General features: G+C 56.4%; 23 protein-coding genes. 13 read left to right on the top strand and 10 right to left on the bottom strand.

All coding sequences use genetic code 11. The features are described 5' to 3' along the window. Positions 1-9: 9 nt before the first annotated feature. Complete coding sequence (gene yieH, locus EGO56_RS18860; protein ID WP_033734671.1) at positions 10-669, top strand: 6-phosphogluconate phosphatase; 660 nt, start codon at positions 10-12, stop codon at positions 667-669. Positions 670-678: 9 nt separating this feature from the next. After that, the gene (locus EGO56_RS18855) at positions 679-1,611 is read left to right on the top strand and encodes a GlxA family transcriptional regulator (protein WP_135910506.1); all 933 of its coding nucleotides are present in this window, start codon (positions 679-681) and stop codon (positions 1,609-1,611) included. On the opposite strand, the gene EGO56_RS18850 is transcribed toward EGO56_RS18855, so the two are convergent. Next, a complete protein-coding gene (locus tag EGO56_RS18850; RefSeq protein ID WP_135910505.1) occupies positions 1,596-2,591 on the bottom strand; it encodes an acyltransferase in 996 nt (331 codons plus the stop codon). The genes EGO56_RS18855 and EGO56_RS18850 overlap by 16 nt on opposite strands. Positions 2,592-2,812: 221 nt before the next feature. On the opposite strand from EGO56_RS18850, the gene glyQ reads away from it, so the two are divergent. From glyQ to EGO56_RS18825, 5 genes are all read left to right on the top strand, one after another. Then, on the top strand, positions 2,813-3,724 hold the full coding sequence (gene glyQ, locus EGO56_RS18845) for a glycine--tRNA ligase subunit alpha (protein WP_003849680.1): 912 nt from the start codon (positions 2,813-2,815) through the stop codon (positions 3,722-3,724). 9 nt (positions 3,725-3,733) lie between these two features. Continuing rightward, positions 3,734-5,803, top strand: coding sequence for a glycine--tRNA ligase subunit beta (gene glyS, locus EGO56_RS18840; RefSeq protein ID WP_135910504.1), 2,070 nt, complete (start codon positions 3,734-3,736; stop codon positions 5,801-5,803). Between the two features lie 395 nt (positions 5,804-6,198). Then, a complete protein-coding gene (locus EGO56_RS18835) occupies positions 6,199-6,477 on the top strand; it encodes a type II toxin-antitoxin system ParD family antitoxin (protein WP_135910503.1) in 279 nt (92 codons plus the stop codon). Positions 6,478-6,518: 41 nt separating this feature from the next. Continuing rightward, positions 6,519-6,791 (top strand): type II toxin-antitoxin system RelE/ParE family toxin, encoded by a 273-nt coding sequence (locus EGO56_RS18830; protein WP_238349028.1) that lies wholly within the window; start codon positions 6,519-6,521, stop codon positions 6,789-6,791. Positions 6,792-6,861: 70 nt separating this feature from the next. Continuing rightward, positions 6,862-7,140, top strand: a complete 279-nt coding sequence (locus EGO56_RS18825; protein WP_135910502.1) for a YrhB domain-containing protein — start codon at positions 6,862-6,864, stop codon at positions 7,138-7,140. 47 nt (positions 7,141-7,187) lie between these two features. Here EGO56_RS18825 and EGO56_RS18820 read toward each other — a convergent pair whose 3' ends face one another. Then, positions 7,188-7,400 carry a SymE family type I addiction module toxin gene (locus EGO56_RS18820; RefSeq protein ID WP_135910501.1) on the bottom strand — a complete coding sequence of 71 codons (213 nt, stop codon included), beginning with the start codon at positions 7,398-7,400 and terminating at the stop codon, positions 7,188-7,190. A gap of 368 nt (positions 7,401-7,768) precedes the next feature. On the opposite strand from EGO56_RS18820, the gene EGO56_RS18815 reads away from it, so the two are divergent. After that, positions 7,769-8,053: a damage-inducible protein J gene (locus tag EGO56_RS18815; RefSeq protein ID WP_135910609.1), complete on the top strand. Its 285-nt coding sequence runs from the start codon at positions 7,769-7,771 to the stop codon at positions 8,051-8,053. Continuing rightward, entirely contained in the window at positions 8,050-8,349 is a 300-nt protein-coding gene (locus EGO56_RS18810) for a type II toxin-antitoxin system RelE/ParE family toxin (protein ID WP_135910500.1), read from the top strand. Before EGO56_RS18815 ends, EGO56_RS18810 begins: the two co-directional genes overlap by 4 nt. Before the next feature lie 104 nt (positions 8,350-8,453). Here EGO56_RS18810 and EGO56_RS18805 read toward each other — a convergent pair whose 3' ends face one another. From EGO56_RS18805 to fdnG, 5 genes are read right to left on the bottom strand one after another with little or no spacing between them, the layout of a single operon-like run. After that, entirely contained in the window at positions 8,454-9,065 is a 612-nt protein-coding gene (locus EGO56_RS18805) for a glutathione S-transferase (RefSeq protein WP_013359615.1), read from the bottom strand. Positions 9,066-9,086: 21 nt separating this feature from the next. Next, entirely contained in the window at positions 9,087-10,010 is a 924-nt protein-coding gene (gene fdhE, locus EGO56_RS18800) for a formate dehydrogenase accessory protein FdhE (protein WP_135910499.1), read from the bottom strand. Beyond that, the gene (fdoI, locus tag EGO56_RS18795; RefSeq protein ID WP_135910498.1) at positions 10,010-10,651 is read right to left on the bottom strand and encodes a formate dehydrogenase cytochrome b556 subunit; all 642 of its coding nucleotides are present in this window, start codon (positions 10,649-10,651) and stop codon (positions 10,010-10,012) included. Before fdoI ends, fdhE begins: the two co-directional genes overlap by 1 nt. Then, positions 10,651-11,550, bottom strand: coding sequence for a formate dehydrogenase subunit beta (gene fdxH / locus EGO56_RS18790; protein WP_135910497.1), 900 nt, complete (start codon positions 11,548-11,550; stop codon positions 10,651-10,653). The genes fdoI and fdxH overlap by 1 nt, the downstream gene beginning before the upstream one ends. A gap of 12 nt (positions 11,551-11,562) precedes the next feature. Next, the gene (gene fdnG / locus EGO56_RS18785) at positions 11,563-14,613 is read right to left on the bottom strand and encodes a formate dehydrogenase-N subunit alpha (protein ID WP_135910496.1); all 3,051 of its coding nucleotides are present in this window, start codon (positions 14,611-14,613) and stop codon (positions 11,563-11,565) included. Between the two features lie 434 nt (positions 14,614-15,047). On the opposite strand from fdnG, the gene fdhD reads away from it, so the two are divergent. Next, the gene (gene fdhD / locus EGO56_RS18780) at positions 15,048-15,833 is read left to right on the top strand and encodes a formate dehydrogenase accessory sulfurtransferase FdhD (protein ID WP_419964603.1); all 786 of its coding nucleotides are present in this window, start codon (positions 15,048-15,050) and stop codon (positions 15,831-15,833) included. Here the strand turns inward: fdhD and EGO56_RS18775 are convergent. Beyond that, positions 15,830-16,606, bottom strand: coding sequence for a DeoR/GlpR family DNA-binding transcription regulator (locus EGO56_RS18775; RefSeq protein ID WP_135910495.1), 777 nt, complete (start codon positions 16,604-16,606; stop codon positions 15,830-15,832). The genes fdhD and EGO56_RS18775 overlap by 4 nt on opposite strands. Positions 16,607-16,812: 206 nt before the next feature. On the opposite strand from EGO56_RS18775, the gene EGO56_RS18770 reads away from it, so the two are divergent. From EGO56_RS18770 to EGO56_RS18760, 3 genes are all read left to right on the top strand, one after another. Next, on the top strand, positions 16,813-18,153 hold the full coding sequence (locus EGO56_RS18770) for an aspartate aminotransferase family protein (protein WP_135910494.1): 1,341 nt from the start codon (positions 16,813-16,815) through the stop codon (positions 18,151-18,153). 282 nt (positions 18,154-18,435) lie between these two features. Then, on the top strand, positions 18,436-19,053 hold the full coding sequence (sodA, locus tag EGO56_RS18765; RefSeq protein WP_135910493.1) for a superoxide dismutase [Mn]: 618 nt from the start codon (positions 18,436-18,438) through the stop codon (positions 19,051-19,053). 201 nt (positions 19,054-19,254) lie between these two features. Then, on the top strand, positions 19,255-20,223 hold the full coding sequence (locus tag EGO56_RS18760; RefSeq protein ID WP_135910492.1) for a VirK/YbjX family protein: 969 nt from the start codon (positions 19,255-19,257) through the stop codon (positions 20,221-20,223). A gap of 8 nt (positions 20,224-20,231) precedes the next feature. On the opposite strand, the gene EGO56_RS18755 is transcribed toward EGO56_RS18760, so the two are convergent. Both EGO56_RS18755 and mtlR read right to left on the bottom strand, forming a co-directional pair. Continuing rightward, a complete protein-coding gene (locus EGO56_RS18755) occupies positions 20,232-20,594 on the bottom strand; it encodes a YibL family ribosome-associated protein (RefSeq protein WP_013359626.1) in 363 nt (120 codons plus the stop codon). A 103-nt stretch (positions 20,595-20,697) separates the two neighbouring features. Beyond that, entirely contained in the window at positions 20,698-21,291 is a 594-nt protein-coding gene (gene mtlR / locus EGO56_RS18750; RefSeq protein ID WP_013359627.1) for a mannitol operon repressor MtlR, read from the bottom strand. Positions 21,292-21,304 lie beyond the last annotated feature (13 nt).

Genomic DNA, 21,304 nt, shown 5'->3' with positions numbered 1-21,304 from the left:
TAGAGTCTGATGTCAGTTGAATGCGTCTTTTTTGATTGCGATGGCACGCTGGTGGACAGTGAGTTGCTCTGCACCCAGGCCTACGTCAACACCTTTGCCCGTTATGGTCTGGCGCTGTCGCTGCAGCAGATGTTTGAAAAGTATAAGGGCGTCAAACTCTACGACATCATTCGTGACGTGGGCGATGCACATCAGGTGACGCTGCCGATGGAAGAGGTGGAAACCGCCTATCGCGCGGAAGTCGCGCGACTGTTCGATCAGCAACTGCAGCCGATCTCAGGCGCAAAAGCGCTGGTTGAGCAGATCAAAGTGCCGATGTGCGTGGTCTCAAACGGGACGGTAAAAAAGATGCAGCACTCGCTGGGCTTAACCGGCATGCTGCCGCTGTTTGAGGAGCACCTTTATAGCGGCTATGACATTCTGCACTGGAAGCCCGATCCGGAGCTGATGTATCACGCGGCGGAACAGATGCAGGTGCCGATTGAGCGCTGCATTCTGGTGGATGACTCCGAAGCGGGTGCCCGCGCCGGTATCGCCGCCGGCATTCCGGTCTACTACTACTGCGCTGACCCGCACAACCCTGAACTGGATCATCCGCTGGTGACGCGCTTCGACGACATGGCGCAGCTGCCTGCGTTGTGGCGCGCCCGCGGCTGGGATCTGGTGTAGCGAGCCAGCATGACGCATACCGTCTGGTTTTTAACTCTGCCCGGTGTCATGGCGCTGGATCTGACCGGCCCGGCCGAAACGCTGAAACTGGCGGGCGCTCGCTTTACGCTGCGCTACATTGGCCCGCAGCCGGAAGTCGTCTGCTCCACCGGCATGACCATTGGCGGCATCGAACCTTTACCGGAACAGTTGCCCGCCGGGAGCCTGCTGGTGGTGCCGGGCGTCTTTGACTCGCAGATCTGTTATTCCACACAGCAAGCCGCAGAAGCACGCGACTGGCTGATGCGCCAGCACGCCGTGTTGCGCGCGCAGGCCTTTATGCTGGTCTGCGTCTGCTCGGGGGCACTGCTGGCGGCGCAGGCAGGCATGCTGGATGACGTGCCCTGCACCACCCATCATGATGTGATCGCCCGCCTGAAAGCAGCCGCCCCGCGCGCACGGGTGCAGGAGAATCGGGTGTTTGTCGGGTATGAGAATATCTGGACCAGCGCGGGCATCACGGCGGGAATCGACCTGGCGCTGCATCTGGTGAATCAGCTCTGCGATACGCCTACCGCGCTGGCCGTGGCGCGGGAAATGGTGGTCTGGTTCCGCCGCGCCGGGGACGATCCGCAGCTTTCACCCTGGCTGCGTTACCGCAATCATATGCATCCGGCCATTCATCGGGCACAGGATCTGATGATTGCCCATCCTGAACATGGCTGGACGCTGACCGAACTGGCCGGGCGCACCCACGTCAGCAGTCGCCATCTGGCGAGGCTGTTTCGTCAGCATCTGGGGATCAGCGTGCGGGAATACCATGAGCAGCTGCGGGTTGGCGTGGCGCGCCAGCGTCAGCAGCAGGGGGAATCAGCCGAAAAAGCGGCGCTGGCGGCGGGGTTTTCATCGGCGCGTCAGCTACGACGCGCCCGCCAGCGCGAAGCCGATCAACTGACGAAGTGACGGGTATCGACGCGTTTCAGCGCCATCCCCAGCAGCAGACTGCCGCCCAGCGTCAGCCCGAACACCCAGGGCAGGTCGAGCCACGGACGCGACATATCATCATAGTGATGGGTGCGCAGATAGTGAATGAACAGCGCGTGAAAGCCGTAGATCGGCAGTGAATAGCGTGCAATCACGGTAAAACCGGGCAGCGTGCGCTGATTCAGGCTGTTTTTAAACACGATGAGCAGGCTAATCGCCGCGATAAACACCAGCGGTCCGCAGTAGAGATACCAGGTATCGTTAAACGCCCCGTTGACGATCAGCGCCTTTTTCGTCCCTAACGTAATGCCAATCACACAGGCGATAAACAGCCCGGCCGCCAGCGGCGTCAGGCCGCGCCAGGTCGTCTCCATCGTGCCGATCGCCCGTCCCAGTAGTGCATAGAGCAGGTAGTAAATGCTGTCACCGCTGACATAGAGATTCACCGGCAGAAAATGAAACGGGCCCAGCGACTGGCTGGCCGTATTCGGATTAGCGAGCACCGCCAGCACCAGCACCAGCAGCGCCACATAGCGCGCCTGGACGGTTTTCACCTGAATCAGCGGCGACATCAGATAGATGCCAATCAGCGCAAAGAAGAACCAGAGGTGATAAAACACCGGCTTCTGCAGCATCTTCAGGATCGACCGTCCTTCGCTGATGGGCGTCAGCCAGGTGATGTAGGCCAGCGAGACCGCGCTGTAGAACAGCAGACAGAGAACCAGCCGTAGCATATGGCGCGGCTGGGCGCTGCGTTCGCCGAAGAACAGATAGCCGGAGATCATAAAGAACAGCGGAACACAGACGCGTGATGCGGAGTTCAGCAAATTCGCCACATCCCAGGTGGTACCCGTTACCGCCATTGGTCCGGTGATATACCAGGTGGTGGTGTGAATCACGATCACCATCAGACAGGCAACCGCGCGTAAATTGTCGATCCAGTAAATCTTTTGCGGCATGGCGTCCTCTTGCGCATAGCGTCCGTGCGCAAAAGGGTAGCCAAATGCGCCCGGAGCAACAACTGCTGCCAGCAGGATTCGGAGCCATCTGTATGCCGGCCCCCGAAATTACCGTGAAAACGCGCCGGAACCGTCCGGGATTTACGGCTGCACATCGCGCGGTCAAAGGGTATACTGTCGGCCTCTTTTTTTAATCTAACCGAAGCGCGTGCACACTCAACATGCAAAAGTTTGATACCAAAACCTTTCAGGGGCTGATCCTGACCTTGCAGGATTACTGGGCGCGTCAGGGCTGCACCATTGTCCAACCGCTGGACATGGAAGTGGGCGCTGGCACTTCACACCCGATGACCTGCCTGCGTGCACTCGGCCCGGAGCCGATCGCCGCCGCTTACGTGCAGCCATCACGCCGTCCTACCGATGGCCGCTACGGTGAAAACCCGAACCGTCTGCAGCACTATTACCAGTTCCAGGTGATCATTAAGCCGTCACCGGACAACATTCAGGAGCTCTATCTCGGCTCGCTGAAAGAGCTGGGTATGGATCCGACGGTGCATGACATTCGCTTTGTGGAAGATAACTGGGAAAACCCGACGCTGGGTGCCTGGGGACTCGGCTGGGAAGTGTGGCTCAACGGCATGGAAGTGACGCAGTTCACCTACTTCCAGCAGGTTGGCGGGCTGGAGTGTAAGCCAGTGACCGGTGAGATCACCTACGGCCTGGAGCGTCTGGCGATGTACATCCAGGGCGTCGACAGCGTTTACGATCTGGTCTGGAGCGACGGTCCGCTGGGCAAAACCACCTACGGCGACGTGTTCCATCAGAACGAAGTGGAGCAATCCACCTATAACTTCGAATACGCCGACGTCGACTTCCTCTTTACCTGCTTTGAGCAGTACGAGAAAGAGGCGCAGCATCTGCTGGCGCTGGAAAAACCGCTGCCACTGCCCGCCTACGAACGCATTCTGAAAGCGGCGCACAGCTTTAACCTGCTGGATGCGCGCAAAGCGATCTCGGTAACAGAGCGTCAGCGCTATATTCTGCGCATTCGCACCCTGACCAAAGCCGTGGCTGAAGCTTACTACGCCTCTCGCGAGGCAATGGGCTTCCCGATGTGCAATAACAAAAAGTAAGAGGCAGCCATGACTGAACAAACTTTCCTGGTGGAGATCGGCACCGAAGAGCTGCCACCAAAAGCCCTGCGCAGCCTGGCAGAAGCCTTTGCCGCGCAGGTCACCGCTGAACTGGATGCTGCCAACCTGAGCCACGGCGAGGTCAGCTGGTTTGCTGCACCGCGTCGTCTGGCGCTGAAAGTTGCCAACCTGAGCGCCTCACAACCCGATCGGGAAGTGGAGAAGCGCGGTCCGGCAGTCGCTGCGGCATTTGACGCTGATGGCAACGCCACCAAAGCCGCTGAAGGCTGGGCACGGGGTAACGGCATTACTGTCGATCAGGCGGAACGCCTCGCCACCGATAAAGGCGAATGGCTGGTTTATCGCGCCCAGGTGAAAGGCGAAGCGGCTCAGGCACTCCTGCCAGCGATGATCGCGACCGCACTCAGCAAGCTGCCGGTGCCAAAACTGATGCGCTGGGGCGACAGCGATGTGCAGTTCGTCCGTCCGGTTCACACCGTGACGATGCTGCTGGGCGATGAGCTGATCCCGGGCACCATTCTGGGCATCGCCTCAGACCGGATTATTCGTGGTCACCGCTTTATGGGTGAAAGCGAAATCACGCTCGAAAGCGCCGATCACTATCCTGATGTGCTGGAAAAACGCGGCCAGGTCATTGCCGACTATCAGGTCCGCAAAGCGATGATCAAAGCCGATGCGGAAGCCGCCGCACGCCGTTTAGGCGGCAACGCTGATATCAGCGACAGCCTGCTGGAAGAAGTAACGTCGCTGGTGGAGTGGCCGGTCGTCCTGACCGCGACCTTTGAAGAGAAATTCCTCAAGGTGCCTGCGGAAGCGCTGGTCTACACCATGAAAGGCGATCAGAAATATTTCCCGGTTTACGACAATGACGGCAACCTGATGCCGAACTTCATTTTCGTCACCAACATCGAATCCAGCGATCCGCGCCAGATTATCTCCGGCAACGAGAAAGTGGTACGCCCACGCCTGGCCGATGCGGAGTTCTTCTTTAATACCGACCGCAAAAAGCGTCTGGAAGATAATCTGCCGCGTCTGGAGACCGTCCTGTTCCAGAAAGAGCTGGGCACGCTGCGTGATAAAACCGATCGCATTCAGGCCCTGGCGGGCTGGATTGCTGGTGAAATTGGCGCCGATGTGAATCACGCCACCCGCGCGGGCCTGCTGTCGAAGTGTGACCTGATGACCAACATGGTCTTCGAGTTCACCGACACCCAGGGCGTGATGGGCATGCACTACGCGCGTCACGACGGCGAAGCCGAAGATGTAGCAGTAGCGCTGAACGAGCAGTATCAGCCGCGCTTTGCCGGTGACGATCTGCCATCCAGCCCGGTCGCCTGTGCGCTGGCGATTGCCGATAAAATGGATACGCTGGCCGGTATTTTCGGCATTGGTCAGCATCCGAAAGGCGACAAAGATCCGTTCGCACTGCGTCGTGCGGCACTGGGCGTGCTGCGTATCATCGTTGAGAAGAACCTGCCGCTCGACCTGCAGACGCTGACTGAAGAAGCGGTGCGTCTGTATGGCAGCAAGCTGAGCAACGCCCGCGTGGTGGATGATGTGATCGACTTTATGCTGGGTCGCTTCCGCACCTGGTATCAGGAAGAGGGTCACAGCATCGATACGCTGCAGGCAGTTCTGGCGCGTCGTCCGACCCGTCCGGCTGACTTTGATGCACGTATGAAAGCAGTGTCGCACTTCCGTACGCTGGAAGCCGCTGCAGCGCTGGCAGCGGCGAACAAGCGCGTCTCTAACATCCTGGCGAAATCGACCGAAACGCTGAATGAAAGCGTGCAGGCATCGCTGCTGAAAGAGAACGAAGAGATCCAGCTGGCGACCTTTGTCACTGCGCTGAGCAGCAAGCTGCAGCCTTACTTTGCTGAAGGCCGCTATCAGGATGCGCTGGTCGAACTGGCCCAGCTGCGTACCGCGGTAGACAACTTCTTCGACAAAGTGATGGTGAACGCCGACGATCAGGCAGTGCGGGTCAATCGCCTGACGCTGCTGTCAAAACTGCGTGAGCTGTTCCTGCAGGTCGCGGATATCTCGCTGCTGCAGTAATTCTCTTAGCGTAGTACGGAAAAGGGACGAGCAATCGTCCCTTTTTTTATGGGATTTGCAGGCCGGGATGGTCCTCCGATAGCGTGTTTACTCAAAGCACCTGTCTTAATGCTCAGCTCTGGCTGACGACTGCAGATGAAGTGGATTGCCTGCGTTTAAGTTGTACTGAAAATCCCTGAATTCCTCTCTCATCTGTATGGTTTTTACCCTGTCCGGTAATGACCGTGGCTGAACCGCTGGTAAAATGCGCTGGCGCATTGTTGAAAACCGGGTACTCGCAACGACATCTGTAAATATCCGATTCCTGAGAGAGTGACTCCGCAGGGTATGAAACTGACAGCTGCCAGAAAGGTGAGCATGATTAAATCCTATCAGGCAGAGGAAAGAGGTTACCCATGAGAACAACACAGCAGATGAGTATCACACTGCCAAATGAAATGGCAGCGCAGGTAAAGGCGCGCGTTGCCAGCGGCGAATATGCGTCGGAAAGCGAAGTTATCCGTGAAGGTCTGCGTGCGCTAATGGCACGGGATCATGCTGTGGAGCAATGGCTGCATGAAAAGGTAGTGCCTGCCCGGGAAGCGCTTCAACGTGGTGAAACAGAAAGCCTGAGCGCTAACGACCTCAGAAACAGGCTTAAAGCAGAACACAGGAAGGTGACCGGGGAGGAATGATGGTTTACAGGGTGCTCTTCGCGCCGGAAGCACAGGAATAACTGGCAGAGCTTTACCGTTATATCGCGCAAGAGGCGACACCCTATACCGCTCTCCATTTTACAGAAAACATCATCGACTATTGTGAGTCTCCTGTGCAGTTTCCACAGAGAGGAAACTGTCGTGATGATCTTCTTCCGGGACTAAGAATCACAAATTACCGCAGGCGAACAATAATCGCCTTCATGCTATCTGAGAAAACGGTCACAGTATTGGGCATATGGCATGGCGGGCAGGATTATGAAAATGACCTGTCCGGAGACGAAACTGACTGAAACGTCAGAGCGGCCAGTCGGGGCGATCGAATTCTATCATTAGATAGTTCCAATTATTGAGGGCAAATCAATGGTCAATTTTGGAGAGGCTATAGAAAAAGCGACAGAATATCTAAAAAATACAGATATTCCTGTTGTTATTACCCTTCAGGGACGTTTTTCTGAAGGATGGTTTTTTGTTTTTGAATCTCGAGAATATCTTGAAACGGGGGAATTTACTGCTCAACTCGCCGGTAACTCGCCATTTATGGTTGATAAGGATACAGGTGAAATACATGAATTTGGAACGGCGTATCCTATTGAAAAATACTTACAGGATTATGAAGAAAAGAAAAATAATCTAAGTTAAACGAATCCCGACCTTATTGTCGGGATTTTGCATTATAAGTCAGTCTCTTACCCTTTATTAGCCAGCCGTATAATCAGCTGACCCTGTTCGGCAATGATGCTGACCGGCTGTCCTTTGATAAATCCCCACTGTTCCAGCCATCGTCCTTTGATGGTGAGTTGAGGTAAGGGATTCGGTCTGCCGCCGTTGGGGCGATATCCGACGATGCTTTTGCGTGCTTGGGGTGCAGCGGGTTCTGACGTAGAATCTTTTCCAGCCATAATTAACTCCAATCCAGTTAGTTGTGGTCAGCGGGCTGTTGGTGTTCCACCACCTTCAGCCCGCGCTAATAATCACTCGTTACGCGCTTCCTGTCCTGTTTTCTCCTGTTCAAATATACACCGTCCGCTTTGTAAACTCGCTGAAAGCTAAGTAATAGATTGCGAGGCGTCTCTGAAAAACAGATTGTTTTTCCGTTTAGCATTTCGTTTGCATCCTCTTCCTAATATCCTCTTCAGCACCCGTAATCGGCTATTAAGTTCTATTAGCGTGGCGATTTTCGGCCTCGCATAAGAGTGAAATGGAGATGACAGAGAAAGGGATGACAGGCATGATGACACCACAAGCGACACCACGTGAGAATCAGGCTATGAGCACTATCCACTTCAGGATTGATGACGACGTTAAACGACTTGCCATGCAGGCAGCCGAGCGCCAGAAGAAGACGCTGACTGAGGTTATGCGTCAGCGAGCGGAAGAGCTGGCTGCTGAAGAGCGGCACTATCAGGACAGTAAATATGATGCATGGCTGGAAGAGCAGATAGCGGCGGCATTCAGTCGTTATGATGCCGGTGAAAGTGAGTTCATCAGTAACGATGAAATGAATACCCGCATGGAAGAGCTGAAAGCGCAGGCCGCGCAGGGAACATTGTGATATCAGCCGTTCAATGGGAAAAACAGGCGCAGGCGGACAGGGAAACAATATTTCGTTATCTGTATCGTGAGGCTGGCCTGCTGGTAGCCAGTGCAACAGACGATAAGTTTACCCGGTTGGCCAGTCTGCTTAGCGAAAACCCGCGGGCTGGCACTAAAGTCGGAACAGAAAAACAGCTTAAACTGGTGGTGCCACGCTTACCGTTCATCATCATCTATATAGCTGAAAAAGATGCGGTTCGCATCCTGCGTATACTGCACACATCCCGAAAAATATCGGGCCGCTATCAAAGATAGTCAGCCACTTCAGAATGCGTCAGATTGTCAGGCTCACGAGCTACGGCAGAGAGAGCGGTGCGCTCAGGAGGCCGATGAAATCATCAGCCCTAGTCACAGCAACATCACGCCGCAGGCGGCGTCGTCCGCGCAAAGCTCTCGCGCTCAAACAGCGTTTCCGCCAGCTTCACCAATGCCGGACGTTCGACACACCAGTTTGGTACCACGCGGCGGAAATTGAGGTAGCCGATCATGCAGCCAGTGGCGATATCCGCCAGATTAAGCTGGCCGTTGTTAAGCCATTTGCCCTCTGCGGCCTTCGCTTCCAGCATATCGAGACTGCGCTGAATTTTTTCACGATTACGCAACAGCACCTCTTCCGACTGCAAATCCCCCGGACGCATCTGCTCGCGCACGATCACCAGCGCGGCATCACTGACTCCATCCGCCAGCTTCTCCAGCTGACGAATGTTAAGTGACTCAAGCGGATCGGCAGGGAGTAAAGCCGGCTCCGCGCCGCGCAGTTCCAGAAATTCGGCGATGATGCTGGAGTCGAACCAGATTTGCTTATCGTCAGCGACCAGCGCCGGGACTTTGCCCAGCGGATTGTAGTGCGGCACGTGGCTGTCATCGCTGTAAGGCGATGCGTTAACGAATTCAAACGTAATGCCTTTTTCCAGCATGATAATCGAAATCTTACGCACAAACGGGCTGGTATAGCTGCCAATCAGTTTCATCGGGTTCTCCGGATTCAGTGACTATTCGCCAGGAAACATAAAGGGATTGAGACTGCTGCGCGCGAAGCCTTCCTGCTCCATTCTGGCATCGAGTATCAGCGACGCCAGGTCATCAGCCACCGGTTCAATCGCCGGATCTTTCTCCTGATAGAGCATCTTCAGGTAGGTGCCGCAGTCGCCACAGCTCTCTGCCTTCACCGCCGCATGCTCGCTGTCGAGCGACCAGTAGTGCAGATCGCGGGACTGTTCGCACTGGGTACATTTGCTGCGCACCACGTGCCATTCACTTTCGCACAGATTGCAGTGCAGATAGCGCGCGCCTTCATGGCTGCCCATATGCACCACGCTGGCGACCGGCATGCTGGCGCAGACCGGACAGAACTGGCGCTGATCGCCCATCTCCGCGCGTGCTTTGCCCGGGATCAGGGCTGCCATCTGCGCCCAGTAGAGCGAAAGCGCCGCCCAGATAAAGGGGGCTTTATCGCTGCTGACTTGGGCATATTCGCCGGTAAACAGCGCGCTGCCCAGGGTTTCCAGCTCGGTGGCGGATGCCTTCTCCAGATTCTCCAGCACTGCCAGTGCCTGGCCGCTCATCTCCGGCTTCAGCTCGGCAATCAGCGAGTGCAGCAGCCGTTGCCAGTGTGCCTCGCGCGGCAGGGTGTGTATGTTCAGCGGCGGTTTGCCCTCGCTGGCGCTCTGCGTCAGTCGGGCATGCAGGTCGATGTGCAGCGGATGGTCATACAGCACAATCTCCTGTGCTTCAGCGATCACCGCCGCAAAGCGCAGATAGTCGCCGAGTGGATTTTTCGCCGCCAGGTCGCGCAGTCGCGCGGCACGACGGCTGTATAAATTTTTCAGCCTTGGAAAAAGTAACGGCGGAATCATCTCCGCCGTTGTCTTTTCGCCTTTCTCCAGCTGGTCCTGCGGGATTATGCGAATACTCATCAGGGGCGTTTTTCCTGTTTTATTGGCGGATTACGCTGCTCACGATACCAGCGAGGATGATGCTGTCTGGCCCATTCCGAGCTGACCCAGCCTTCCACCATCGCGGTCAGTGTGCCTTTGACCCACAATGCAGCATAAATATGCACCATAATGACGATGATCAGCGCCACCGCTGACACCGAATGCACAACCAGCGCCAGACGAATCAGCGGAATGGCAAAGACATCAGCAAAGTATGGTCGCCAGATCACAATGCCGCTGGCAAGCAGCAATACTAAGCTGATGATAGCAGCCCAGAACACACACTTCTGACCAAAGTTATATTTACCGGTATCACCAACCTCTTCGTTCAGCGCAATCCGGTGAATATTTCTGGCCCAGTAAAGGTCATCGCGATTAATCAGGTTGTGTTTCCAGTAACGTAAAAACATCAGCATAAAAGCGGCAAACATCACTACGCCAACAAAAGGATGCAGAATACGCGCCAGTTGTGGCGTGCCAAAGATCTGCATCAGCCAGTTAAACGACGGAAAGAAAAACCCTAATCCGCTTAACGCGGCCATGACAAAGCAAATCGCGACGATCCAGTGATTGATGCGTTCAGGTGCGCGATAGCGCACCAGATGATCGGGCTTCTTCATTATTGATGCTCCTCAGGCTGATCGTCGTTGTCGTCGTGCTCTTCAGTGACGCGATTCGGGCCAACGCCAACATAGTGGAAGATTGAGGCGGCAAACGTGGCGGCAAAACCGACCGCTGCCAGCGGTTTCCAGATCCCCTTCCAGAAGGTCACGGTCGGGCTGATGCCCGGATTCGCAGGCAGGCCGTGATAGAGCTGAGGCTTGTCCGCATGATGCAGCACATACATCACGTGGGTGCCGCCCACGCCTTCCGGGTTGTAGAGGCCAGCCTGCGCAAACCCGCGTGACTTCAGCTCCGCCACCCGTTCCTCCGCCAGCGTCAGCATGTCGCTTTTGCTGCCGAAATGAATGGCACCGGTCGGGCAGGTCTTCACACAGGCGGGTTCCTGGCCGACGCTGACGCGATCCACGCACAGGGTGCATTTGTAGGCGCGGTTATCCTCTTTATTGAGTCGTGGCACGTTGAACGGGCAGCCTGCGATGCAGTAGCCGCAGCCGATGCACTGCTCCGACTGAAAATCGACGATGCCGTTGGCATACTGAATGATGGCACCTGCCGACGGACAGGCTTTCAGGCAGCCGGGATCGGCGCAGTGCATGCAGCCATCTTTGCGAATCAGCCAGGCCAGCTTGCCGTTCTCTTCAACTTCGGAAAAGCGCATCACCGTCCAGGATTTGGCGGTCAGATCGGTAGGATTGTCATAAACCCCGATGTTGTGGCCGACTTCATCGCGGATGTCGTTCCACTCAGAGCAGGCGACCTGGCAGCCTTTGCAGCCGATACAGGTGGTGACGTCGATAAGTTTCGCCACTTCGCGCTGGTGATCGCGCGCCTGCGGCGGCGGGGTAAAGCCATTGGTCGCAGAGCGACGGATAATATCTTGTGATTGATAAGCCATAGTCATCTGCCGTTACGCTTTTTCCACTTTCACTAAAAATCCCTTGTACTCCGGGGTCTGCGAGTTGGCGTCGCCAACCGAAGGCGTCAGCGTATTGGCGAGGAAGCCTTTACGCGTGGTGCCTTCAAAGCCCCAGTGACAGGGAATGCCCACGGTATCAACCGGCCTGCCGTCAATCATCAGACGCTGCAGACGGCGTGTGACCACCGCTTTGGCTTTGATATAGCCACGACGTGACGTGACTTTGACGCTGTCTCCGGCCTGTATGCCTTTCTCCTCTGCCAGCTCAGTGCCGAGCTCGACAAACTGCTCCGGCTGCGCGATTGCATTCAGCAGGGCATGCTTGGTCCAGTGGCGGAACAGTTCGGTGATGGAGTAGGTGGTGGCGACGCAGGGATAGTCGGCGGCCTCACCCAGCTGCGCGGCGTCGCTGCTGAACAGACGGACCACCGGACTGTGACGCTGCTGCGGATGCAGGGGGTTGTCGGCGAGCGGGCTTTCCATCGGTTCGTAATGCTCCGGGAACGGGCCGTCGGCCATTTTATCGAGTGCAAACAGGTGGCCGAGACCATCGGGCTGCATGATAAACGGACCAGCCTGCTTCTGCGGCGACAGCGTCACCGGGTAATCCGGTACGTCGATGCCGTGCCAGCGTGTGCCATCCCACTCAATCAGGCGGCGCTGCGGATCCCAGGCTTTACCCTGTGCATCCGCGGAGGCGCGGTTATAAAGAATGCGGCGGTTAGCGGGCCAGGCCCAGGCCCAGCCTGAGACCGCCCCCAGTCCCGACGGATCGGCGTTGTCGCGTCGTGCCATCTGGTTGCCTTCCGGCGTCCAGCTGCCGCTGTAGATCCAGCAGGAACTGGCGGTGGTGCCATCGTTACGCAGCTCAGAGAAGCCGTTGAGCTGCTGACCTTTTTTCAGCAGCAGTTTGCCGCTGGCGTCATAAATGTCGGCCAGCGCCTGCCCGTTGTTCTCCTTCGCCACCTCTTCCGGCTCAGGATTGAACGGGTCGTGGTAGTCCCAGCGCATCGCCATCAGCGGCTCAGGGGCTGCACCGCCTTCCAGGCGGTAGAGCGCGCGCAGGCGCATAAACAGGTTGCCGAGGATTTTACCGTCGTGCAGCGCTTCAGCTGGTGGCTCGGCGGCTGCCCAGTGCCACTGCAGCCAGCGCGACGAGTTCGCCACCGAACCCGACTCTTCGGCGAAGCAGGAGGAGGGCAGGCGGAACACTTCGGTCTGGATAGTCGACGGATCGACGTCATTGAATTCGTCATGATGCTGCCAGAAGCTGGCGGTTTCCGTGCGCAGCGGATCGATCACCACCATATATTTGAGGCGCGAAAGGGACCGAACGGCTTTGTTTTTGTCCGGGAAGGCGGCCAGCAGGTTGAAGCCCTGAATCAGGCAGCCGTTGAGCGCGCCCTGCTCCATCATCTCCGCCTGCGCCATGCAGTCGTAAGCCTTGTCCCACTTTGGCAGCCAGTCGTAGCCCCACTGATTCTCCGCCGTGGCGTTATCACCGTAGAAACTCTTCATCAGGCTGACGAAAAACTTGTCGGTGTTCTGCCAGTAGTTGACCTGGTCCGGCAGCGCCGCCACCGGCGTGGCCTGTTGCAGGTAAGTCGCCAGCGTGGTCATCTTCTCGGACGGCAGCGGCAGATAGCCCGGCAGGCTCTGCGCCAGCAGGCCGAGGTCGGTGTAACCCTGCACGTTGGAGTGACCGCGCAGCGCATTGATACCGCCACCTGGCATACCGATGTTGCCCAGCAGCAGCTGGATCATCGCCGCCGTGCGGATAATCTGCGAACCGTTGGTGTGGTGGGTCCAGCCCAGCGCATAGAGGATGGTTGCGGTGCGATTGGGCACGCAGGTAGAGGCGAGCTGCTCGCACACCGTAATAAAGGCATCCTGCGAAGTGCCGCACATCCGCGTCACCATTTCCGGGGTGTAACGGCTGGCGTGGGTTTTCAGCAGGTTCAGTACACAGCGTGGATGGCTGAAGCTCTCATCGCGTCGCGCATGGCCGTTTTCATCCAGCTCATAGTGCCAGCTCTGGCGATCGTACTGACGGGTTTTCGCATCGTAGCCGCTGAACAAACCGTCGCTGAAGCTGAAGCCTTCGCTGACAATCAGGGCGGCATTGGTGAAGGCGCGAACATACTCCTGCTGAATCTGATTGTGCTGCAGCAGATAGTTGATCACCCCCATCAGGAACACCACGTCGCTGCCTGCACGCAGGGGGGCATAGAAGTCGGCGACCGCTGCAGATCGGTTAAAGCGCGGATCGACCACGATAACCTGCGCATTGTTATGGGTTTTGGCTTCAATCACCCATTTAAAGCCAACCGGATGCGCCTCGGCGGGGTTGCCGCCCATGATCATCACCACGTTGGCATTTTTGATGTCATTCCAGTTGTTGGTCATCGCACCGCGTCCAAAGCTCGGGGCCAGCGCCGCTACGGTCGGGCCGTGACACAGGCGCGCCTGGTTTTCCAGCGCCAGAATACCCAGCGCGCGGGCAAACTTCTGATCGAGCAGACCGGTTTCATTACTGGCGGCGGAGGAGCAGAGCATCGACGTGGTCGGCCAGCGGTTCACCGTCACGCCAGCCGCGTTGGTGGTCTGGAAATGAGCATCGCGATCCTGCTTCATCAGACGGGCAATGCGGTCAAACGCCTCATCCCAGCTGATGCGCTGCCATTTATCGGAACCCGGAGCGCGGTATTCCGGGTATTTCAGGCGCTGTTCGCTGTGAATAAAGTCGAGCACACCTGCGCCTTTCGGGCAGAGCGATCCGCGACTGACCGGATGGTCAGGATCGCCTTCGATATGGTAAATCGAGGCACGGGCATTTTTTGCGCCATCGCCCAGGCTGTAGATCAGCATGCCGCAACCGACTGAACAGTAGGTGCAGTTATTGCGTGTTTCTCTGGCACGAATGAGTTTGAATTCTCTGACGCTGGCTAACGCTGTGGTGGGGGCAAAACCGAGTAATGCCGCGCTGGTGCCCGCCAGCCCGCCAGCACAGATTTTGAAAAAACTCCGTCTGTTAATCTGCATTTGATCGTTCTTCTTTATTGGCTCCATTGCGAAGCCTTGCAAAATAGCAGTCCTGGTTGACTGTAAGTTGACCAGGGTCAACACGTTAGTCATTAGTAATTCTTTTTCTCAATTTTGTTAAAAATCCTCGGTGGTGAATTTGTGCTGCAAGCAGATTTTCAGACGGCACAGATAATTACTGTTGTTTTATGCTTACTGATGTTAACGCGTAAAAGAGAACTATTCGCATTGTGTCCGCCAGCAGGCGCGGCTACGCCTTTTGGGGGAGAAAACCGCATGAATTGCCCCGCTGTTTATTTGCGCTGAATGGGGCTAAAAGGCAGAATCAGAGCGCGTCAGTGCTCTGCCGATCCGGGCACTGAATTACATAATTTATTAACAACAGGTCACTTCTTTTGAAAGCTATCCAGCCTGACTCAGGTGAAGATTTAACAATTCAGGCCGGCGTCAGCAGGACGCAGGTGTGGCAGCGTAAAGACCTGACCGATGCGCAGGATGACTGGCTGGCGGATGAAGTACCGGTGGCGCTGGTCTATAACGGCATTTCGCACGTGGTGATGATGACTACGCCCAAAGATCTGGAGGCGTTTGCACTGGGCTTCTCGCTGTCAGAGGGCATTATCGATGCGCCGGGCGACATTTTCGGCATGGACATCGTGCCGGGCTGTGACGGCATTGAGGTTCAGATTGAGCTTTCCAGCCGCCGTTTTATGGCGCTGAAAGCGCAGCGTCGCGCGCTGGCAGGCCGGACCGGCTGCGGCGTGTGTGGCGTTGAACAGCTGGATCAGATTGGCAAGCCACTCTCTCCGCTGCCGTTTACCCAGACCTTCGCGCTGGAGCAACTGGATCGGGCGCTGGGCCAGCTGAAAGATTATCAGCCGGTCGGACAGAAAACCGGCTGCACCCATGCGGCCGCGTGGATCCAGCCCGACGGTCAGCTGGCCGGGGGCTGTGAAGATGTGGGTCGCCATGTGGCGCTGGATAAGCTGCTGGGCTATCGCAGTCAGGCTGAGTGGGGACCGGGCGCGGTGCTGGTTTCCAGCCGCGCCAGCTATGAAATGGTGCAGAAGTCCGCCATGTGCGGCGTCGAGATCCTGTTCGCGGTTTCAGCCGCGACCCGCCTGGCGGTTGAGGTGGCTGAGCGCTGCAATCTGACGCTGGTCGGCTTCAGTAAACCAGGCCGCGCCACGGTCTACAGCCATCCTCAGCGGCTGCGTTAAACCACCATCACCTCTGGCAGCATCTGCTGCAATGCTTCAAGGGCGGCACCGTTGTCGCCGCCGCTGTCGGTAATCAGCATGGTGATCGCCTGCGGCGGCGCGTAAACCGTGCGGCTGACCACGCCCAGTTTGGTGTGATCGGCCAGCAGATAGCAGGCTGCAGACTGCTGCACCATCGCTCTGGCAATGGCCGCTTCGTGCGGATGAAAACTGCTGGCACCGCGATTCGCCTCAATACCGACCGGCGACAGCAGCGCGACGTCGGCGCGATAGCGGACGATCTCACCTACGGTGATTTCGCCGCGCGTCTGTTGCGCACCCGCTGACATCATCCCGCCCAGCAAAATAATCTGGTTATTCAGCGGCCGATCTTCTTCTCCGGCGCTCAGCGCCAGCGCGGCCTGCAGGCTATTAGTCACTATCGTCAGGCCGGAAAGGGCGTGCAGCTCCTCTGCCAGCAGGGTAGTAGTGCTGCCCGCATCCAGAAACAGCGTCTGTCCCGGCTGCAGCAACTGTGCAGCGGCGCGGGCGATGGCGCGCTTCTCGCGGGTCTGCGTGCTGCGGCGTTGTGTCAGCGGCGGTTCAGCCGCCGTTTCAATCGCTACCAGGCCACCGTGAACGCGGCGCGCCAGACCCTGCGCTTCCAGCTCAATGATATCGCGGCGCGCGGTTTCGCGAGACACTCCCAGCTCCCTGATGATGCGTTCGGTACTGACCTGATTAAGCCGGGTCAGTAAGGCACGGATGCGATGAAGGCGCGTTTCCTGCAGCATAGCGGTTTCCTTATAAAGCGCGAAGAGCACGGATGATACGCCACTGACGCGAAAGATGCCGTCTGAATCAGAGGCAAGCTTAGCGCGGGGATCGGCCCGCGTCATGTGTATTTTATTGTATTTGTGTATTTGGTTGCATTTTAGATTCAGGCAGGCATGATACAGGGGTCAGCTCTTCCTCCTTCATCCTTGTCACGGGAGTCATTATGGCCACGCGTTCCACCATTATGGATACCAATAGTTTCCGCGCCGAACATGCCGATGCGCTCGACAGCGAAACGCGCAAACTGACCGATAAACGCAGCAAAGTGCTTGGCGAATCCTATCGCCTGTTCTATCGCAAACCGGTTCATCTGGTGCGGGGTGAAGGGCAATATCTGTGGGACGCGGCGGGCGATAAATATCTCGACGTCTACAACAACGTGGCGAGCATCGGCCATTGCCATCCGGCCGTGATTGAGGCGGTGACGCAGCAGATGAAAATGCTGAACACCCACACCCGTTACCTGCATGAAAATATCCTCGACTACAGCGAAGCGCTGCTGGCGACCGCGCCTGCGGCGATCGATCGCGCGATGTACATGTGCACCGGGTCGGAAGCCAATGACCTGGCGATCCGCGTGGCGCGCGCTTTCAGCGGCGGTACCGGAATTATCGTCAGTAAAGAGGCCTATCACGGCACCAGTGAGCTGACCTCCGGCGCTTCTCCGGCGCTGGGCAGTGGACAGCCGCTGGCACCGACCACGCGGCTGGTGATGCCACCGGATGCGTATCGTGTGGATGCACTGGACCTGGGCGACTGGTTCGCTGACCAGATTCAGCAGCAGATTGATGATATGGCGGCGAACGGCATTAAATTTGCCGGTTTCCTGGCAGACTCGATCTTCTCCTCCGACGGGGTTCTGCCCAATCCGCGCGGCTTCCTGAAAAAAGCGGTCGAAGTGGTGCATGCCAACGGCGGTATCTTTATTGCCGATGAAGTCCAGCCTGGCTTTGGCCGTACCGGCGATGCGTTCTGGGGCTTTGGCCGCCACGATGTGGTGCCTGATGTGATTACCACCGGCAAGCCGATGGGCAATGGCATTCCGGTTTCCGGGCTGCTGGCAAAAAGCGACGTACTGGCCGCCTTCAGCGACTCAATTCCCTACTTCAATACCTTTGGTGGCAATCCAGTGGCGATGGCGGCGGCGCAGGCGGTGCTGAACGTGATCACTGAAGAGGGATTACAGGAACACAGCCGTGTGGTCGGCGCGAAGCTGCTGGCTGAGTTGCGCACCCTGATGGATCGCTATGAGTGCGTGGGCGACGTGCGCGGTGCCGGGCTGTTTATCGGCTTTGAACTGGTCACCGATCGTCAAAGCAAAACGCCGGATAAAACCCTGGCGCTGAACCTGATCGAGAAGCTGCGTGAACATCGTGTGCTGACATCTGTCGCTGGCCCGTATGGGAATGTACTGAAACTGCGTCCGCCATTGGCTTTCCAGGAAAGCGACATCGACTGGCTGGTTGGTGCACTCGACAACTCACTGCGCGAGCTGGGTCAGTAAGGCACAGGGCAGGGCAGACGCGGCATCCGGGCAGACAGCGTGCTTGCTGCTGCCCTGGCTTAAGCGCGCCGCGCGCGCTGTCGGATGAGGCAGAAAAGGCTGAGTCAGCAGCAGCACACTGAAAAAACAATGGGTTGCTTTTGCCGGGTTTCGCAAATCCTTATGGTTAATAGGGCATTGATTACCCTTTTACGCTACATGAATTTAACTATAATGATTCGACTGCTTACGCGGCACGTCCCGAATTCGTCGTGCTGCTCACACTAAATGGAGAGGAAGAACATGAGTTATTCACTGCCATCCCTGCCTTACGCATACGACGCACTGGAACCGCATTTCGACAAGCAGACGATGGAGATCCATCACACCAAACACCACCAGACCTACGTGAACAACGCGAACGCGGCGCTGGAAGGTACTGAATTTGCTAATCTGCCGGTAGAAGAGCTGATCACCAAACTGGATCAGCTGCCAGCAGACAAAAAAGGCCCACTGCGTAACAACGCAGGCGGCCACGCTAACCACAGCCTGTTCTGGAAAGGCCTGAAAACCGGCACCACGCTGCAGGGCGACCTGAAAGCGGCTATCGAGAAAGATTTCGGTAGCGTGGAAAAATTCCAGGAAGAGTTTGAGAAAGCTGCCGCCACCCGTTTCGGTTCTGGCTGGGCATGGCTGGTTAAGAAAGGCGACAAACTGGCTGTGGTTTCAACCGCAAACCAGGACAACCCACTGATGGGTGAAGCGGTTGCCGGCGTTTCTGGCTTCCCGATCATCGGCCTGGATGTGTGGGAACACGCTTACTATCTGAAATATCAGAACAAGCGCCCTGACTACATCAAAGCGTTCTGGAACGTGGTTAACTGGGACGAAGCGGCAGCCCGCTTCGCATCTGCTAAATAAGTTAACCAAACGTAAACGTAATGAAGATAAACCGGTGAAATCTATTTCGCCGGTTTTTTTCGTCCTTATTTTGTGCATTGCCAAAATGAAATGAAAATCGTCAATTATCGGTTTTAATGTTATTCCACATTAACTTTTCGTTGATATTGACTATGTTATGTTCAGTGACATTCCTGCTTAACTCACTGTGTGTCGCTGACTATGTCAATTATAACTACTCACGAAAATACGACCGAATCCTCTGCTTCACTTTTTTTCCAGTTAATCAGTGGCAAATACATTCCGGATAAACTCTGGAACAGTAAACGTTTTCGTCTGAAATTTGTGTTAAGAACCTTAATATCGCCGCTGACCACGCTGCATTATCTGGATGCGCTGTCGCATCTGCCGCAACTCCCGTTGCTGATGAGCACCCAGGGATTGCTGCCAGCCAAGCTGCACCGGCCCTATCTGCGTTCGGGCATGAGCATTGCTGCGCGTGCGCAGGCGATTCTCGACCACTACACGCTGATGAACAATCTCGACAATCCTGTGCTGCGTCAGCTGCTGCAGAGCGCTTCAGAAAATCCGCTGGCCGCGCTGACCGGAAAAAATGGCGAGGCTTTTTTACTCTCCTGCAGTTCCGGTTATTTTGATCGTGAAGGGGAAGTGACGCTGGTATTACGTTATAACGACGAAATTATTGCTTCACTTTCTTTTTCGATTCTCAACGACAATAACCAGCGCACCTTATTAATTGGCGGATTACAGGGGCCGCGTAAACATATTAATAATGAGATGATCCGCGAGGCGACCAAAGCGGCTCACGGTCTCTTCCCGAAACGCCTGTTAATGGAAGCGGTATTTATTGTGGCGAAGCAGTGCGGCGTGGAAAGTATTCAGGCAGTAGGCGATGAGACCCATGTATTCCGCAGCCTGCGTTATCGCCACAGCAAAGGGGATAAGTTCTTTGCCAGCTACAGTGAATTCTGGCTGTCGCTGAGTGGTGAAGCGCGCAGGGATGGGATGTTTACGCTGCCGCTGAGCCTGCCGCGTAAAACGCTGGAGGAGATTGCCAGTAAGAAGCGGGCAGAGTATCGCCGCCGTTATGAACTGCTGGATGCGCTGGCGGAGCAGGTTTATGCCGCCGCCGGCGAACGCAAAGCCGATGTCGATCAGGCTGCTGCCTGATCGACCCGTCAGAATGCGGTTTTAGCGAAGCCCGTCATCGCTTTAAGACCCATCTCACGTCCCAGCGCGGTCATTGGATGCACCACCACCAGGCCGCGCACGCTTTTCTTCAGCGCACCCAGATTTGCCTGCTCTTTTTTAGTAATTTCGCGGCTGAAGCCCATCTTCTGCAGCTTCTGCGCTTCGGCACTCAGTTTTTCAACCCGCTGACCGCGCAGACGCTCGATCTCAATGACCAGCGCTTCTTTCTCTTTCAGCAATGCGCCCAGTTTCTCGACATCACCCGATTCCAGTAACTGCGGCTCTTTGCGGTTCAGTGCGTCCAGCTTATCGCTGAGAAGTTTAATTTCGTTCTTTTCTTGCTCTTTCATGACAACAACTCGTTGAGGAAAACAGGCCAAGGATACACCAAATCTGACGTATATTCCCGGCCAGGTTAAGACGAAAAAGGCGTCGTGATGACGCCTGACAGGATTAGCTACCGGACTTTTTAAACGCCTGCTTCATACTGATGCGGGCGATCAGCTCGGTCAGCGACAGGACCATGGTGGATCGCACCATTTGCAGATAGCGCTGCTGCTGCATGCTGCGCAGCTCGGCATCGTCGGTGTGAAACACCGGCGCAGGCGGCCAGGCGGTCACACAGTGCAGCTCACCAAACGGGCCCAGGATCTCATCGTCGGTAAAACGATAATCGCCGCTGTCGTGATTCAGCTCTTCGCGCAGCGCCAGCAGCAGTTCACCATCTTCATATTCGTGGCGACTGATGACGCCAAGTCCGTAAATCAGCTTCAGGCGAACCGAGAGTTCGCCCAGAGGACCATCGCCCAGCAGCAGCGGCTCTACCGCATATTTCACCGCATAGTCATCTTTACGAAACACCTGCAGCACCAGCAGATTGACGGCTTCAGCCAATAGCTCAACGGCGGCGATCAGAAAGCTTCTCACCGAACGACCGGCGTTCAGGCGCTCAAGCACCCGGTTCTCAAAAGCCTGCTTCTCTTCCATTATTGCCTGCATGGGTTCAATACCGCCGTCGGGCGCAGGCGAACTGCGCCCGGCTTGCATCACTAACACGCGC

Source organism: Pantoea vagans (assembly GCF_004792415.1).
GTDB lineage: Bacteria > Pseudomonadota > Gammaproteobacteria > Enterobacterales > Enterobacteriaceae > Pantoea > Pantoea vagans.
This window is presented reverse-complemented; position numbering and strand designations above follow the sequence as displayed.

Bases quoted from the DNA above. Each gene is read 5' to 3' on its own strand.
- yieH (WP_033734671.1), top strand. From the start codon at position 10: ATGTCAGTTGAATGCGTCTTTTTTGATTGCGATGGCACGCTGGTGGAC.
- EGO56_RS18855 (WP_135910506.1), top strand. From the start codon at position 679: ATGACGCATACCGTCTGGTTTTTAACTCTGCCCGGTGTCATGGCGCTG.
- EGO56_RS18850 (WP_135910505.1), bottom strand. From the start codon at position 2,591: ATGCCGCAAAAGATTTACTGGATCGACAATTTACGCGCGGTTGCCTGT.
- glyQ (WP_003849680.1), top strand. From the start codon at position 2,813: ATGCAAAAGTTTGATACCAAAACCTTTCAGGGGCTGATCCTGACCTTG.
- glyS (WP_135910504.1), top strand. From the start codon at position 3,734: ATGACTGAACAAACTTTCCTGGTGGAGATCGGCACCGAAGAGCTGCCA.
- EGO56_RS18835 (WP_135910503.1), top strand. From the start codon at position 6,199: ATGAGAACAACACAGCAGATGAGTATCACACTGCCAAATGAAATGGCA.
- EGO56_RS18825 (WP_135910502.1), top strand. From the start codon at position 6,862: ATGGTCAATTTTGGAGAGGCTATAGAAAAAGCGACAGAATATCTAAAA.
- EGO56_RS18820 (WP_135910501.1), bottom strand. From the start codon at position 7,400: ATGGCTGGAAAAGATTCTACGTCAGAACCCGCTGCACCCCAAGCACGC.
- EGO56_RS18815 (WP_135910609.1), top strand. From the start codon at position 7,769: ATGAGCACTATCCACTTCAGGATTGATGACGACGTTAAACGACTTGCC.
- EGO56_RS18805 (WP_013359615.1), bottom strand. From the start codon at position 9,065: ATGAAACTGATTGGCAGCTATACCAGCCCGTTTGTGCGTAAGATTTCG.
- fdhE (WP_135910499.1), bottom strand. From the start codon at position 10,010: ATGAGTATTCGCATAATCCCGCAGGACCAGCTGGAGAAAGGCGAAAAG.
- fdoI (WP_135910498.1), bottom strand. From the start codon at position 10,651: ATGAAGAAGCCCGATCATCTGGTGCGCTATCGCGCACCTGAACGCATC.
- fdxH (WP_135910497.1), bottom strand. From the start codon at position 11,550: ATGGCTTATCAATCACAAGATATTATCCGTCGCTCTGCGACCAATGGC.
- fdnG (WP_135910496.1), bottom strand. From the start codon at position 14,613: ATGCAGATTAACAGACGGAGTTTTTTCAAAATCTGTGCTGGCGGGCTG.
- EGO56_RS18775 (WP_135910495.1), bottom strand. From the start codon at position 16,606: ATGCTGCAGGAAACGCGCCTTCATCGCATCCGTGCCTTACTGACCCGG.
- EGO56_RS18770 (WP_135910494.1), top strand. From the start codon at position 16,813: ATGGCCACGCGTTCCACCATTATGGATACCAATAGTTTCCGCGCCGAA.
- sodA (WP_135910493.1), top strand. From the start codon at position 18,436: ATGAGTTATTCACTGCCATCCCTGCCTTACGCATACGACGCACTGGAA.
- EGO56_RS18760 (WP_135910492.1), top strand. From the start codon at position 19,255: ATGTCAATTATAACTACTCACGAAAATACGACCGAATCCTCTGCTTCA.
- EGO56_RS18755 (WP_013359626.1), bottom strand. From the start codon at position 20,594: ATGAAAGAGCAAGAAAAGAACGAAATTAAACTTCTCAGCGATAAGCTG.
- mtlR (WP_013359627.1), bottom strand. From the start codon at position 21,291: ATGCAAGCCGGGCGCAGTTCGCCTGCGCCCGACGGCGGTATTGAACCC.